Origin of the sequence: Streptosporangium sp. NPDC001681, assembly GCF_040298085.1 — a bacterium.
Taxonomy (GTDB): Bacteria; Actinomycetota; Actinomycetes; order Streptosporangiales; family Streptosporangiaceae; genus Streptosporangium.
In genome coordinates, this window is sequence record NZ_JBEOZN010000063.1 from 1 (window position 1) to 14,362 (window position 14,362).

The following is a 14,362-nucleotide window of genomic DNA, read 5'->3' on the forward strand; positions in this document are numbered from 1 at the left end:
CAGGAGCCCCTGCGGATCAACGACGGCGTCGCCGACCTGATCGGCGATTCACTCCAGGACCCACCGGGGGATCCGGCGGCGGGGGTGCTGGACGCCGATCTGGACGGGCCCAGGCCGTACATCGTCAGCGAGTACGTCGAGGGCCCCAGCCTGCGCAGGGCCGTCGCCGAGGGGCGCCGCTTCACCGGAGGCGACCTGCACCGTCTCGCGACGGCGATCGCCACCGCGCTGACCGCCGTGCACGAGGCCGGGGTCATCCACCGCGACCTCAAACCCGACAACGTGCTGCTGGGTCCTGACGGCCCCCGTGTGATCGACTTCGGCGTCGCCCGCACGGAGGACATGTCACTGACCGCGACCGGCATGGTGGCGGGCACCCCGACCTACATGGCCCCCGAGATCTTCATGGGCCAGCGCGCGAGCACCGCCGTCGACATCTTCGCCTGGGGCGGGATCATGGTCTTCGCCGCGACGGGTGCCGACCCGTTCCGGGCGGAGAGCCTGGGCGGGATCATGCACCGCGTGCTGTCGGTACAGCCCCAGCTGGACATGCTCCCCGAGCACCTGCGGCCGTTCGTCGCCGCCTCACTCGCCAAGGACCCCGCCGCGCGGCCCACCGCGAGGGACCTGCTGCTCGCCCTGGTCAGCGGGGACGGTGCCATCGACACCCCGAGACTGCTGGCGGCGGGCAGCGACGCCGGGGCCCAGATCCGCGCGACCTCCGCCGACCCCGCGCTCGGCACCCTCGCCGAGGACGCCTACGTCGCGCTCGGCCCGGCCGAGCGCGAACTCGCCCCCGAGATCTTCCTGCGGCTGGTCACCGTGACCGACGACGACCAGCTGGTCGTACGGCAGGCGCGGTGGGCCGAGCTCCTCGACGGGCGCGAGGAGGGCGAGGCGACAGCGGTCCGGCGCCTGGTGGAGGTGTTCTCGTACCTGGTCGCCCACGACGAGGAGGAGGTCTGGCTGTCGCGGCCCGCGCTGCCGCAGGCCTGGCCGCGGCTGCGGATGTGGGTCCAGGCCAACCGGGACGGCCTGGCCGTGCACCGCGGCATCCTGACCGCGGCGCGGCGCTGGCAGGCCCAGGGGCACCGGGACGGCGACCTGTTCCAGGGCAGCAGCCTGGAGAACGCCATGCGCTGGGCGGCCACCGGGCGCCGCAACATCACGCTCAGCCCGGTCGAGCGGGACTTTCTGGAGGCGGGTGCCGCCCTCACCCGGCGCCGCGCCCGCCGGGGCCGGGTGCTGTCCGGCACGATGGCCGTGCTGCTGGTCGTCGCGCTGGTCGCCGGGGTGCTCGCCGTGCAGCAGAGCAGGGTGGCCGACGCGCGCAGCGCCGTCATCGCCTCCCAGCGCGACCAGGCGACGGCCGCCAGGCTCGCCGCGACGGCCGACGCGCTGCGGATCGCCGAGCCGGTCAGGGCCATGCTGCTCAGCGTGGCCGCCTGGCGGCTGGCGCCGGTGACCGAGGCCAGGGCGAGCCTGGCCGGTTCGCTGACCCAGCGGGAGACGGCCGCCTTCCACGACCCGGCCGCGGGAATTCAGACCCTCAGGGCGCTGAGCGCCGACGGGCGCACGCTCGTCAGTGCGAGCGACGGCGAGGCACGACTCTGGGACGTGCGGACCGGCCGGCGCATCGGTGGTCTCACCGGGATCGGCGACGACCTGCGCGTGATCGCGCTGAGCCCGAGCGGCAGGCTGCTCGCCGTGATCAGCGGTGTGAAGCTGAAGGTCTGGAATGTGGCGACCGGCAAGCCGACTGGCGCGGTCCTCACCGTCCAGGGGCGCAACGCGGGTGGCGACACCGGGGCGTTCTTCGGCCGGTCCGATGACTGGATCATGGTGACCCAGGGGGAGGGGCTCACGGTCTGGAACCATCTGGACGGCAGGAAGCTGTATCCGCCCGCCGCAGGTGTCGACTTCGACATCTCCGCTGACGGGAGCGGGATCGCCGTCGGCGGGCTGGACGGTGAGCTGGCGGCCTTCACCCTGGACGACCTGCGCAAGATACCGCTGGGCACCCGCTGCAACGGGTGCGGACTGCGGGTGGCCTACAGCCCGGACGGCAGGACCGTCGCGGTCTCCCGGGGCAGGAAGCTCGAACTGCGCGACGCGTCCACCGGGGCCGATCTCGACCGTTTCTTCGAGGGGAGCGTCAGCGGAGATCTGGTCTTCAGCCCCGACGGGCGCTTCCTGGCCGTGGTGACCGACACGGCCCTGCGGGTCTGGCGGGTGGGGGACGGCAGGCTCCTGCTCACCCAGAGGATCGACGGGTTCATGCCCACCGTGGCCTTCGATCCGGACGGACGGACGCTGCGCTACCTCACCGAGGACTCGGTGACGACCCTCGACGTCGGCACGCTGACCAGGCCCGCCCCGCTGAAGGGCCCCGGGACCAACTGGGCCGCGCTCAGCCCCGACGGCCGGCTGCTCGCGTCCAGGGACGAGGGAGCGAGTGAGATCGTCATCCGTGACGTGCGCCGGCGCACCCGGACCGGCACGCTGAACGTCGGGCCCGACGGCGCCGACGGTGCCTTCGCGATGGGCTTCAGCGCGGACGGCGGACGACTGGTGGCCAACACCGGTGGTGACAGCTCCCGGCTGACCGTATGGGACGTCGCCGCCGCCAAGCGGATCGCCGCCGTCGAGACGGTCCGCGAGGGGCAGGTGTTCGCCCTGGCGATCAGCGCGGACGGCACCGCGGTGGCCTCCTACACCCTCTACTTCGAATCGGTGGGCGACTCGGACGGGGAGATCGCCGTGTGGGACGTGCCCAGCGGCAAACTCCGCTGGTCAAGGCCACAGCAGTCGGTCGAGGGGTTGGTCTTCACCCCCGATGGCAGGATGCTGGCGGTCGCGGGGGGAGAGCACCGGCTGCTGGACGCCTCGACGGGCGAGCCGTTCGGTGAGACGTACGGCGCGCCCACCCTCACCATCCCGACCACCGCGATGGCCTTCGACAGGAAGGGCACCCGTTTCGCCACCGCCGACCGGGTCGGACGGATCTCGGTGTTCGAGGCCGAAAGCAGGGACCGGGTGGGAAACCTGATCAGGAGCGAACCGGCGACGAAGGCGGCCCTGGCCTTCTCGCCTCGCGGAGACGTCGTCGCCGGCGCGGTGAACGACCGTTCGGTGGGGCTGTGGGACGTGGCGACCGGACGCCGTCTCGGCCCGCCGATCGCCGCGCAGAGCGGTGAGTTCCGGTCCCTGGCGTTCAGCCCGGACGGGGCCCGGCTGGTCGTCGTCGACTCGGCCGGCACCCTGGACGAGTATCCGGTCGAGCCGGAGGCGGTGGCGCGGGCGGTCTGCGAGCGCGCGGGCCGCACCCTCTCGCGCGAGGAGTGGCGCACCTACCTCGGTGGCCTGCCCTATCGCAACGTCTGCCCCGGTTAGGAGAAACTTTTTCTCCGGAGATCGCATCAAACACCCCATGAGAGTGGCGCGGGAACTGATCGTGGGTGATCCGCAGCGGTTGGGCGGTTACTGGCTGGCCGGGCGGTTGGGTGCGGGTGGTCAGGGTGTGGTCTACGAGGCGTACGATGCCGCGGGTAGGCGTGTGGCGGTGAAGGTGTTGCACGGTGACGCCGGGAGTGATCCGGAGTTGCGTGAGCGGTTCGGTCGTGAGGCCGCCGCGGCTCGCCGGGTGGCCTCGTTCTGCACGGCGGGGGTGCTGGACGCCGATCTGGACGGGCCCAGGCCGTACATCGTCAGCGAGTACGTCGAGGGCCCCAGCCTGCGCGGGGCCGGCCGGATCTTCGGCGGTGACGACCTGCACGCCCTCGCGACGGCGATCGCCGTCGCGCTGACCGCCCTCCACGACGTCGGGGTCGTCCACCGCGACCTCGCACCCGACAGGGTGTTCCTCGGCCGGAGCGGACCCAGGATCGTCGGATTCGGGCTGAGTCCCGGCCTGAGAACCGCGCTGACCGCCACCGGGCTCAGGCCACGTGCGCCGTCGTACACGGCGCCCGAGGTGTTCACCGGCGGTGAGGCGGGTCCCGCCGCCGACGTGTTCGCCTGGGGCGGGATCGTGCTGTACGCCGCGAGCGGCGAGGATCCGTTCGCGGCGGGCAGCCTGGGCGCGGTGATGCACCGGATCCTCTCGCTCGACCCCGACCTGAGCCCGCTGCCCCGCTCGCTGCGGCCCCTGGCCGCTGCCGCGCTCGCCAAGGATCCCCGGGCCAGACCCGCCGCCCGCGATCTGCTGATCGCCCTGATCGCCGCCGACCCGGCCGTTCCCCGGACGGATGCGCCGGAGTCCGAGACGGCCCCGCTGCTGCGGGCGGGTGCCGAGGTCGCGGCCAGGGTCCGCACGGCCTGCGACGATCCGGGGCTGGGCGCGCTGGCCGAGTCGGCGTTCGCCGCGCTGGACCCGGCGGACCGGGAGCGCGTGCCGGAGGTGTTCCTGAGGCTCGTCGTCATCGACGCCGACGGGCAGGCGGTCGCCCGAGAGGCCAGGCCCCCCGCCGGGTCCGAGGGCGTCCTGCACGGCTTCGCGGGGCTGGTCGGGCACCGGGGAGACCGGGCGTGCCTGGTCCACCAGGCGCTGCCTTACGCCTGGCCCCGCCTGGGGGAGTGGATCGACGCCAACCGCGCCCGTCTCGTGGCACGCGAGAGATGCGCCCGGCTGCTCCCCCCGCTGCTGGCCGCCTCGGCGGTGTTCGCGCTGGTCGCGGTGGTGATCGTGGTGGGAAGGATTGTCTGACTGGCGGCTACCTGGGTAGGACTTAACCGGAAATGCCGAGTTTTCGGGGGGAAACATGGCGACTTGTGAAACGTGCGGTAACGACTACGACATGAGCTTCGAGGTGCACACCCAGGCTGGGGTGCACGTCTTCGACAGCTTCGAGTGCGCGATCCAGCGGCTGGCACCGATCTGCGAGCACTGCGGGGTCCGCATCGTCGGGCACGGCGTCGAGGCCGGTCGGCGCTGGTTCTGCTGCGCCAACTGCGCACGCCAGGAGGGGGCGACCGCGATCGTGGACCATGTGGGGGCGATGGCGTAAGGCGGTAGCGACACGGCGTGGCGGCATGAGGCCGCCACGCGGGGAGACGCTCGCCCTGAGACGCGGTCACAGGGCGAGGTGCCGGTGCGCCGAGGCCGGAGGAGACGGTGGCCTGCGGAGGTGTCGGCAGGGCCGCCACGGTGCGGACCGCTCATCATGTTCAGCGCCGGAGGAGGGTGAATCGCCTCCTTGCCGCGGTGCCGGTGTTCGAAACGGTCAGGGGTGCCTTTACCGGCCGGGGGAGGCGAGAAGCGGTTTCCCTCGGTGAGCGCGGGAGTCACAGGTCTGGTTGAGATCGTCCCGTGCCTTCACACTGAGCCCTATGTGGGATTTTGATGTCATCGTTCTTGGTTCCGGGCCGGGTGGGCAGAAGGCCGCGATCGCCGCCGCGAAACTCGAACGGCGCGTCGCGCTCGTCGAGCGGCGCAACATGCTCGGCGGAGTATGCATCAACACCGGCACCATCCCCTCCAAGACGCTGCGTGAGGCCGTCCTGCACTTGACCGGCCTCAACCAGCGCGGCATGTACGGGTAGAACTCTCTCAAGGGCGCTAGGTCTTGGAGGGTTCATGGGAGAGGTCGTTCCAGTCGTCTCGTACGCGCGGATCTCGGCGGACATCCGTGGCGACGAACACGGGGTGAAGGACCAGCACAGGCTCAACCACGGTACGGCCCGGCGACACGGCTGGACGGTCGTCCACGAGTACACCGACAACGACAAGTCGGCCGCCAAGGCGGACGTGTTCCGCGACGCCTTCGAGGCGATGCTCAAGGCGCTCAAGGTGGGGAAGTTGCCCGACGGACAGACGGTCCAGGGGGTCGTGATCGTCGCTGAGGACCGGCTGGCGCGTCGGCCCGGCGACTACGAACGGTTCGTGGAGGCGATCACCTTCCGGGACGGGCGGGTCTTCGCCGACGCCCGAGGAACGAAGGACCTCTACAGCGAGGACACCGAGAGTATGGGCCTGTTCGGCGCGGTGATCTCCAAGATGGAGGTCCGCAAGATGCAGCGCCGGATGCGGCGCTCGCACCGGGCACGGGCCGAGCAGGGCAAGACGGTCGGCGGTCCCCGCCCGTTCGGCTGGCTGCCCGACCGGCTGACGCCCGATCCGGTGGAAGCCCCGTTGCTGCGCAAGGCGGTCCAGGAGTTCGCGGGCGGGCGCTCGATGGATTCGATCGCCCGGGAGTGGCAGCGGCTCGGAGTCATGACCACGCGCGGCAACATCTGGACGCGCAACGCGCTGCGGCTGACGTTGCGGAACCCCCGGCTGTGCGGCTGGCGGAACATCAACGGTGAGCTGGTGCTAGGACCGGACGGTGAGCCGGTGGTGGGACAGTGGGAGCCGATCATCACGCCGGACGAGTGGCGGGCGGTGATGGCCGTGATCGACAGCCGCAAGGGGCACCGGGTCAACACCGACGGCTCGCTGGGTCTGCCGATCCCACAGGACCTTCGCGAGCACCGCTACCTGCTGTCGGGCATCCTGCGCTGCGGCAAGCCCCGCGAGGAGGGCGGCATCTGCAACACCGCGATGCGCTGCCGGGTGCAGAAGAGCACCGGTCGGCACATCTACCTGTGCCCGTCGAAGGCCGACGGCGGATGCGGGGGAGTGGGGCGGCAGGGTGAGCCGGTGGATGAGTTCGTCTCCGAGATGCTCCTGGCGAGCCTTGAGGACGCCGAGGTGTCCACGCCGGTCGAATCGGGGGAGTGGTCGCGACAGGCCGAACTCGACACCGTCCAGGCGCAGCTCGACGAGTTGAACAGGCAGTGGCGCTCGAAGAACATCACCAGTGAACTGTTCTTCAGGAACGCGCCGGACCTGGAGCGGGAGATAGCCGCGCTGCGGACGGAGAAGAGCAAGCACGCGGCGCAGGTCCAGCAGCGCAGAGCACGGGCGTCGGTCGGCGCCGATCTCGTACGGCGGCGCTGGTATCTGCCTGAGGAGGAGGGCGGGTTCCCCCTGTCGACCAAGCGCGCCTACCTTCGTGAGGCGTTCCACGCGGTGATCGTCCACCCGGCGGGCAAGGGGGCGCGGACCTTCAACCCCGACCTGCTGGAACCGGTCTGGCGTGAGAACTGATGGGCATTCCGGGAACTGTCGGCGCTACCTGGTAGTTGTAGATCACGGAGACACACAAGTGATCGACAGGTAGCACGAGTCGCAAGGCCGGGGTAGGCGCCTGGCCGCCGGGTTGCACCCACGGAGCAGTCAGCCGGAACAGCAAGACCTAAGCCTCTATAAAAAATTCATGATTAGGCCGGGGTGAGCACCCGGCCGCCGGGTGGCGCCCAGCGGGTTCGTCCCGCGATAGCCGAGACAAAGACGCTCACCAACTCAAACTCTCAGAAGCGACTCGTCGAAGCCCTGTGGTGGATGCGCCGTACGCGCATGCCGCCGCGGGGCTTCTCCCTGTGGGTCTGCTTTCTTGGGTGGCTCCTTCCGCTGAGAGGAAGGAGTTGGTTTGGAGCGCTTGCCGAGCGCCGAAGCGCGCGCATGGGGCAGGAAGAAAGCCGCCGAACGCCCCCGGTGGACCGCCGAGAAGTGGCACCGAATCAGCGTGATCCTCGGTGTCGAGATCATCGGTGACCTCGACGAAGGGTCCATGGCCGGACCTGATGACGAGGTGGCCGCATGACTCCTGACCATTTCTCCGCAGACATCAGAGCTGCCATCGAACGTGCGGCCATGCCGGACTTCGACCGATGGCACCGCATGGTCTACGCGACCGGCGGCTGTGCCCAGCCGATCCGGCTCCACGGTGAGCGGATCACCGTGGACGTCGGAACGGGTGAGGTCCTGGACGTCTACCGCACCGCCGACGAGCCGACCGGGTTCCTGCTGACCGCGTGTGGTAACCGCCGGGCCTCCCGGTGCCCGGCCTGCTCGGCGACCTACAAGGACGACACCTACCACCTGATCATCTCCGGGTTGCGGGGCGGCAAGGGTGTCCCCGAGAACGTGAGCGGGCATCCCCGTGTGTTCGCCACCTTCACCGCCCCGTCCTTCGGCGCGGTCCACGCCCACCGGGAGAAGGACGGCAAGACCCTGCCCTGCCGTCCCCGGCGCGACTTCCCGGTGTGCGAGCACGGGCGGCCGGAAGGCTGCGGCGCCCGGCACGAGCGCGATGATCCGCAGGCCGGGCAACCGCTCTGCGTGAGCTGCTACGACTATGAGGGCGCGGTGCTGTGGAACGCCCACGCGGGGGAGCTGTGGCGGCGCCTCACCCAGGCACTTCCCGGCGTCTTCGCCTCGCTGCTCGGCGTCCGCCGTTCCGCGCTGCGCCGTACGCTGCGGCTGTCGTACGCCAAGGTCGCCGAGTACCAGGTGCGCGGCCTGGTGCACTTTCACGCGGTGATCCGTCTCGACGGCCCGGACGGACCCGTCGACCGGCCGCCGGACTGGGCGACCGTTCCTCTCCTCGACCAGGCGATCCGCCAGGCGGCCGGACAGATCGTCGTCCCCGTGGCCGACGGTCTTTCCCCGGTCCTGCTGCGCTGGGGCGATCAGCTCGACGTCCGCCCGGTGTACGTCTCCAACGACCTCGACGGCGTGAGTGATCAGCGGGTGGCGTCGTACGTGGCCAAGTACGCGACCAAGGGAGCCGAATCCGCGGGGACGGTGGACCGCCCGGTCCGTAACTCATGGGACGTCGCCGGACTCGATGTGACCGAGCACGCCCGGCGCATGATTTACACCTGCTTCGCCCTGGCGGACCTACCCGAGTACCGGGACATCCCGCTGCGGCAGTGGGCTCACATGCTCGGCTATCGCGGGCACTTCTCCACCAAGAGCCGTCACTACTCCACGACCCTCGGCGACCTCCGTCAGGCCCGCGCCGACTACCAGGCCGAACAGGCTCGGCCAATCCTCGGCCTGCCGGAACCTGAGGACGGCAAGACTTTCACGCTGTCGGAATGGCGTTATGCGGGCAGCGGTCATCGGCACGGCGAACCGTTCTGGGCCGAACTCGCCCGCCAAAGCATCACCGCCGCTCGACGGATCGCCCGAGATGGTGAGCTGGAGGACCGGTATTGACGGCTGGCCCTCCCCGTCGCCGAGTGGTGCGGCCGGCGGAATGCCGTAGGCACCCGAAGGGCTCGCGAAGCGAGTTCGGCCGGCGGCACCACGACCGATCCTCACCGGCTTCGACGTCCTCGGTGAGTTACACATCTGCTGGGGTCGTCGCCTCCCGCGTGATGGCGTGGGTCAGCTCGTCGGCGAGACCGTTCATGCCGTGGGTGCGGGCGCTGGCCACCATCATCTGCAGGTCGCCGGATACGCGCTGAGATCGGACCCCGTCGGCGTCCTGTACGGCCCGGTGTGCCTCGCGTTCGCCGTGTTCCAGGTCTCCGGCGCGCATGTGCAGGACGGCCAACCGGGTACGGCAGCGCAGCCCGGTGCGGGTCCGGCCGCTGTCCAGCCTGGCCATGGCGGACGACAGGCGTTCCCGGGCTCGGGTGTCCTCACCCAGGGCGAACAGGGCCAGACCCAGGGCGCTGTCATGGTGTCCGGGGGAGACGGTGATACGCCGCGCCCAGTCCGGTGAGGAGGCCGGTTGCGGCCTGGTCAGTGCCTCCTCGGCGAGGTCGATGTGTCGCAGTCCCGTCGAGTGATCACGGGCTGCGGCGCAGTGTCGGGCGGCGACGGCGTGCAGGTTGGCCCGCTCGGCGGAGCCGATCCGCTCATCGCCCAGGGCCAGCCGGAGGATCTCCACGCCTTCCGACGGGCGGCCCGAGTCGGTGACGACGGTCGACAGATCCAACATGACATGGGCGCGTAGGTCCCGGTCAGTGCCGCGTGCGGCGTTGTCCAGGGCGAGGGTGAGCACCCGGCTGGCTTTGGCGGTGTCGCCAGCGTCGTAGATTGCCCAGCCGAGCCGGTCGGCCAGCAGCCCGATGGCCGAGGACAGGCGTTCGCGGACCGGTGGCGTCATTGGCTTGTCCAGCAGTTCGATCGCCCAGCTCAGAGAACCGCGCGCCATGGCCGCCGCCATGCTTCCGCCGTGTGCCAGGTCCATCCGGGTGTACAGGTCAGCAGCGGCCTCGACCGCCTGAACCTCGGCGATGCCCACGCTGGTGAGGTCCTTGCCGTCCAGCCCGTCCAGGAGGCGGGCCAGCGGCTCCAGCGCGGCCGATCCCACGGAGGCGGCGGCGATGATTCCTAGAACATTTCTGCGTTTCATGTCTTCCATAGTGTCCGGTAAGAGGGATTCGGTGTCTGTTGCCGCAACATGTACGCCTAATGCTTGTTGGTAACTGCGAAGTAAGGCCGGTGTGACCTCGCGTTGTCCGCGCTCCACTCGGCTGAGATGTCCTTTTGACATGCCGATCTGCTCGGCGAGCACATCGAGACTGATCTTCACGCTCTGCCGCGCTGTCCGTAAGTCCTGGCCACTGACCACGTCGAACGCCCTCTCTGACCGTTGCGGCAACGATTGTTGCGGCAACGGTGCAACGGTGAATTGCCGGTTGTCGACCCTGATGCTTTTACCAGGCGAAGAACAGGCGGCTACCAATCGTCTTCTTCGCCCCGAAAGGTCATTTCCCTGTCCGGTAATCATCGAAAGCAACTGCCGTCACGCGGCTACGGCGCAATCCATGGTGGCTCCGGCACAGGGACGTGGTCAATGACTACGGCGAAGGACGGCACCGTGAGCAGCCTCGAAACAGGAACCACCCCGCAGCGTCCCTATCCAGCCTTGACCACGGTCGATCCCGTCCGGCAGGCCGAACTCCTGCGTACCGCCCTGGAGAGGCACGGCATCGCCACTGACGTCCACGACGGCTACGGGCTGGCGCTGGTGTCGGTCTGGGTCGGCCTGGTGGTGTGGTGCGACGGAGAGCGGTTCTGGTGGCGTACAGGTTGGGATGCCCGGCGTCGGCGGTTCGTCTATGCCTGGCACCCCACAACCGAGCCCGAACGAGCCGCCCGCCGGATCACCTTCCGCTACCGGGAGCTTCGGGAGACGCATCCGCTGTCGGAGCTGATCGCCGAGAGCATGTCGTGATCACGCTGGATGAGTGCCTGAGCCTGCACGTGGTGATGGCCCAGCGAAATCACGTGCGGCTGGAGTGGCGAACGCCGTACCCGGTACTCGCCCGGGTACGGCCGGTGGCCTGGACCTGCTTCTGCCGGGCCACCATCTATGAGCTGTGCGAGGGCGGCGGCCGGGCGTTCATCCGGCGGACCGTCCAACTTGATGCCGACAACGCGGTCCATGAGACCTCTGTCGGCTCGATCCTTGAGGCTCGGGCGATCTGGGCGGCACTGCTGTCCGGAAGAGCCCGATGAAGACGGGCGTGGCGGCGTGGGATCCGGAGGGACGGCGCCGCCACGCCTGCCAGGGGCAAATCGGATGACTCCTAGTCCATTTTTCTTTCGCCCTGGTACTACGACTGTCCGCTTTCCAGGCGGACCAATCACCCTGGTGCCCAGACTGTTGACTGAGGTCAGCAATAGCGTGAGGCTGCCATCGTGTGCTCGTGGTGGCCGCCGTTGTCGTCACTGTCTTCGTCAACTTTCGCGCCACCTTAGCCATGGTTATCCGATGGCAAGGCCCGACGAAGGAGGGCAGCGGCAGCCGATCGCCCAGGCCGCCTACGGTGAGAACCGAAGTCAGCGATCGTCACGGCCGCTGCTGAGCACATCATTAGGAGTGAAGCGGAGGGTCGTGGTCCAAGGGCCCCTCTGCCGCTTCCCCAGCGCGCCACAGCCGTTTCGACGACACCCGTCACGCTTGTCGTCACGAATGCCTGTTTTCTCCGGATGTGTTCAAGACTGTACGTTTCAATATTGATACGTCAACTGTTATCACAAGTCACTCGAAAAGCCTGGCCAAGAGGTTCTATCGTGACAAGGCGCGCAGCCTGCCCGACCGTCAAGGCAAGCCAGGAGTAGACATGCAACTAGTTGCCGTCAAGATCGAGAACTTTCGAAGCATCCGTGCCGCGACGCTCGACAGCTGCGGTGAACTAAATGTACTTATTGGTAGAAATAACTCAGGCAAGTCCAACGTGCTAGTCGCACTCAATCGATTTTTCAAATTCTGCACACGAGGGGTAGCGGCGAGCACTAATTTGCCATATTTGCGTATCGATACAGAGGTATTTGAGCGCAATAAGGACTTACCTGCGGCCATTACAGCCACTTTCGCACTTGCGGAAGGCGAGAGGATTAGTCTACGTGAAGGGATTGCCAGAGAGTCACCTCAGATGCGCAATGCGCTAGAGGCAATCCCTGGTGATGCGCTTATAGAATGCAAACTTGTATTTCGTCAGTCACCACGCGGTATTGCTTATATCGGCCGCATCGCCTTTCTATCCGATGATGGTGCCGTTGAGGGGCGTCAGATATTTAAGATGCCGTATGAAGCGGCCAGTGAAATCGCAACGCGCTCACAGCGAGTCCAAAGCTTGAAGGCTGACTCAGAAGGCCTATCTCGTACTATATTCATAGATCCAGACGAGTGGAGAATGCTCAAGGACAGAAACTATAGGACGCCCGGCTCGTCGCCACTCAGGTACTTGAAGCGGATCGAAGTAAGCCCAGATGTTATGGCTACAGCCGATAGGCTGCTTAATAATTCGGATAGTATGGAGGAATTCAATACGGCACTGAGAGAGCTGTCTGCATCTTTGGGGGAACAATCATCCCGCCTCGCAGCTGAGGAAAACAAAATCGGCATCCAAACGTTCGCAGGTGAGTCAAAGTCGGTTCCTGGTTACGTTGATGCCTTCATGGCAATGGTTTCTAGCTGTAAGGTCCATTATTTAACTGAAACACGCAAACCAATTGGTGAATCCGAGGCTCGCCGAATACTCAATCTTAAGACCAGTCGTGGGCAAGATGAAATCTTGAAAAGAATACAAGCGTTGGTGTCTGACCTGCTTGGTGTAAAGATTGACGCTTTCACTGGAGACAGCCCATCGCAGTCGACGAGAAAGGACGCAGGTCCTGCTGCCGAAATAGATATAGATGACTTCCTGATTCAGGTCAACGGGTCGGGAATTCGCGAGGCGCTCCGCATAATACTTGACTATGAGTTCGAGCAACCCAAAATCCTGCTGATCGAAGAACCTGAGGTTCACCTACACCCGGCTCTAGAGTTCGCCATGCTCCAATACCTAAAGCGTATCGGTGGTACCTGCCAAGTATTTCTATCAACTCATTCTACAAATTTTCTGGATACGCCTGAATTTGAAAATGTCTATCTGGTGACTCGCGAAGACGCGACGGCCGTGCAATTGTTGCACGTTGAGGAAGCGGAAGAGGCTATTCCTCACGAGCTAGGACTGCGCCTTAGCTCTATCTTCATGTATGAACGACTCGTCTTCGTTGAGGGCTCAACTGATGAACGAATACTCCGAACGCTAGCCGCTACTGCTGGCATCAACTTCGGCCAACGAAGCATCGGGTTCATCACTATGGGCGGTGCACGCAACTTCGGATACTACGCCAATTCCGAGATGATATCTTTCCTTGCTAAGCGCCGTGTACAAATACACTTCCTGCTCGATCGCGACGAGAGAACTGAAGAAGAAATCGACCGCCTTCGAAAGCTGCTTGGGGAGCATGGACAGCTATGGGTGCTTCGACGTAGAGAGCTCGAAAACTATCTCCTAGACGCACCGACCCTAATCCGTTTCTTGCAAAGTCGCGGTGTTGGCGATGTCTCAGAGGAAGATATCGATAGACAGATCGACGAAGCGTGCAATGAGCTGCTGACTGTTGTCGTCGAGCGTGCGGCCCTGTTTCATGCCTTTAGGCCACTCATTCCAGACCGCAAGGCTGTGATTGACCGGAAGTCGGAAGATTTCCTTGACACTGTCCGGGGCGAATTTTCAAGAGTTAAAGCGGACATCGGCCGTCTTGAGCGGGAGGTCGAGGGCATGATTAACGATATCCAGCAAAAGCTCCTACTGGTTTGGGAGAAAGAGAAGAGATATCGCGTTCCTGGCGATCAAGCACTAAGTTCTGTCCTTAAGCGTCATGGCATCAAGTTCAGCAAGAAGCGCGACGGCCTCGCGATAGCCGAGAAGATGCGCAAAGAGAACGTCCCGCAAGAGATTCTAGAGTTTCTTCAGTCGATTACGTGTAGATAGCGGGAGAAGGACGTATTCAAGCATCACGCGTGGGCGACGCTGGCCGCGACCGGCCGAAGAGCCGCAGCGCGGCCAGCGACCGCCCGACGCGCGGCGAGACGCCGCAGGCGGCTCGCCTTTAACCGTGTAATGAAACTCCTCGCCGATCATGGCTCAGGCTCCAGATCCTGGAACTGGCGTTGGTCTGCTGTGTCCCTGCCGTGGGGAAGAGTTGCCAGTTCAGCGGCGTAGAGGGTGGATTGGGCTGCGGGTG

General features: G+C 66.4%; 11 protein-coding genes. 10 read left to right on the top strand and 1 reads right to left on the bottom strand.

Annotation, left to right across the window (positions count from 1 at the left end; genetic code table 11):
• From ABT130_RS26380 to ABT130_RS26410, 7 genes are all read left to right on the top strand, one after another.
• The coding region (locus tag ABT130_RS26380) for a protein kinase domain-containing protein (RefSeq protein WP_350959593.1) at positions 1-3,393 on the top strand (3,393 nt) is incomplete at its 5' end.
• A 37-nt stretch (positions 3,394-3,430) separates the two neighbouring features.
• Positions 3,431-4,705, top strand: a complete 1,275-nt coding sequence (locus tag ABT130_RS26385) for a serine/threonine-protein kinase (RefSeq protein ID WP_350959595.1) — start codon at positions 3,431-3,433, stop codon at positions 4,703-4,705.
• 55 nt (positions 4,706-4,760) lie between these two features.
• Entirely contained in the window at positions 4,761-5,006 is a 246-nt protein-coding gene (locus tag ABT130_RS26390; protein WP_350925859.1) for a metallothionein, read from the top strand.
• A 322-nt stretch (positions 5,007-5,328) separates the two neighbouring features.
• Positions 5,329-5,541, top strand: coding sequence for an FAD-dependent oxidoreductase (locus ABT130_RS26395; RefSeq protein ID WP_350959598.1), 213 nt, complete (start codon positions 5,329-5,331; stop codon positions 5,539-5,541).
• Positions 5,542-5,575: 34 nt separating this feature from the next.
• Positions 5,576-7,087: a recombinase family protein gene (locus tag ABT130_RS26400; protein WP_350959601.1), complete on the top strand. Its 1,512-nt coding sequence runs from the start codon at positions 5,576-5,578 to the stop codon at positions 7,085-7,087.
• Positions 7,088-7,469: 382 nt separating this feature from the next.
• Positions 7,470-7,643, top strand: coding sequence for a hypothetical protein (locus tag ABT130_RS26405; RefSeq protein WP_350959604.1), 174 nt, complete (start codon positions 7,470-7,472; stop codon positions 7,641-7,643).
• Positions 7,640-9,043: a replication initiator gene (locus ABT130_RS26410; RefSeq protein ID WP_350959607.1), complete on the top strand. Its 1,404-nt coding sequence runs from the start codon at positions 7,640-7,642 to the stop codon at positions 9,041-9,043. The genes ABT130_RS26405 and ABT130_RS26410 overlap by 4 nt, the downstream gene beginning before the upstream one ends.
• A gap of 127 nt (positions 9,044-9,170) precedes the next feature.
• On the opposite strand, the gene ABT130_RS26415 is transcribed toward ABT130_RS26410, so the two are convergent.
• On the bottom strand, positions 9,171-10,568 hold the full coding sequence (locus tag ABT130_RS26415) for a helix-turn-helix domain-containing protein (protein ID WP_502992222.1): 1,398 nt from the start codon (positions 10,566-10,568) through the stop codon (positions 9,171-9,173).
• A 66-nt stretch (positions 10,569-10,634) separates the two neighbouring features.
• Here ABT130_RS26415 and ABT130_RS26425 point away from each other — a divergent pair, with 66 nt between their 5' ends.
• From ABT130_RS26425 to ABT130_RS26435, 3 genes are all read left to right on the top strand, one after another.
• A complete protein-coding gene (locus ABT130_RS26425) occupies positions 10,635-11,015 on the top strand; it encodes a hypothetical protein (protein ID WP_350959610.1) in 381 nt (126 codons plus the stop codon).
• Complete coding sequence (locus tag ABT130_RS26430; protein WP_350959611.1) at positions 11,012-11,299, top strand: hypothetical protein; 288 nt, start codon at positions 11,012-11,014, stop codon at positions 11,297-11,299. Before ABT130_RS26425 ends, ABT130_RS26430 begins: the two co-directional genes overlap by 4 nt.
• A 476-nt stretch (positions 11,300-11,775) precedes the next feature.
• A complete protein-coding gene (locus ABT130_RS26435; RefSeq protein WP_350959613.1) occupies positions 11,776-14,109 on the top strand; it encodes an AAA family ATPase in 2,334 nt (777 codons plus the stop codon).
• The last annotated feature ends 253 nt before the right edge of the window (positions 14,110-14,362 follow it).